Genomic DNA, 1,076 nt, shown 5'->3' with positions numbered 1-1,076 from the left:
GGGAGTCGAACCCACGTCCAAACATCTGCTAATATATTTGTCTACAACTATAGGTTATGTATTGATTTAACTAGGTGATGACACATAACTCAAGCCCTCACATAGCGAGTCTATAAATCTCTTTTTAACTAACTAGACAGTAGCCAAACGTAGTTTGCTGATAAATAAGACCTTCTAGCAAAACGCAAACAATCTTGTGAAGATCACGCAGGCTGTTTTTTAGGCAGCTAATGCGTAAGAATTTGTATTTTTTGCAGTTATATTTAACTGGCATTTTACATCTGCCGATGAGTCGCAAAATATACCTCATAATGCCTGTCGAATCCGTAACGACCCCAAAAGTAGAATAAAGCATAAAAACTTACCAATATAGTATAACAAATACTATTTAAAATAGCAAAAATTTAACAGTTGTGTTATGATTAAAGCATGAATATGAAATTATCAAAACGTTACCGCTTTTGGCAGAAGGTCATTAAGGCTTTGGGTGTCTTAGCGTTAATAGCGACCCTTGTCTTAGTTGTTTATTTGTACAAACTTGGTATTTTGAATGATAGCAATGAATTAAAAGACCTAGTACACAAGTATGAATTTTGGGGTCCAATGATTTTTATTGTGGCTCAAATTGTACAGATTGTTTTTCCAGTAATTCCTGGAGGTGTTACAACAGTAGCAGGTTTCTTAATTTTTGGTCCTACCTTAGGCTTTATTTATAACTATATTGGGATTATCATCGGAAGTGTCATCCTTTTTTGGTTAGTCAAATTTTATGGACGAAAATTCGTTTTGCTATTTATGGATCAGAAGACATTTGATAAATATGAGTCTAAGCTAGAAACATCCGGATATGAAAAGTTTTTTATCTTTTGTATGGCATCTCCCATTTCACCAGCGGACATCATGGTGATGATTACCGGTCTATCTAATATGTCTATTAAGCGCTTTGTGACAATCATTATGATAACGAAACCTATTTCTATCATCGGTTATAGCTATTTGTGGATTTATGGCGGTGATATTTTGAAAAATTTTTTGAATTAAAAATAAAAAAAGATTGGAGATATATCTCCAATCTC

1 protein-coding gene and 1 other RNA gene are annotated in these 1,076 nt (G+C 33.6%); one reads left to right on the top strand and one right to left on the bottom strand.

The genetic code is table 11. The annotated features are described in order from the left end of the window. Window positions 1–337: a transfer-messenger RNA gene (gene ssrA, locus HMPREF9171_RS1000000113740) on the bottom strand; the annotation flags it as partial. A 92-nt stretch (window positions 338–429) separates the two neighbouring features. Between ssrA and HMPREF9171_RS102780 the strand changes: the two genes are divergently transcribed. Then, window positions 430–1,041, top strand: coding sequence for a TVP38/TMEM64 family protein (locus HMPREF9171_RS102780; protein WP_001056394.1), 612 nt, complete (start codon window positions 430–432; stop codon window positions 1,039–1,041). The last annotated feature ends 35 nt before the right edge of the window (window positions 1,042–1,076 follow it).

This window comes from Streptococcus agalactiae ATCC 13813, assembly GCF_000186445.1.
In the GTDB taxonomy this organism is placed as follows: Bacteria; Bacillota; Bacilli; order Lactobacillales; family Streptococcaceae; genus Streptococcus; species Streptococcus agalactiae.
This window is presented reverse-complemented; position numbering and strand designations above follow the sequence as displayed.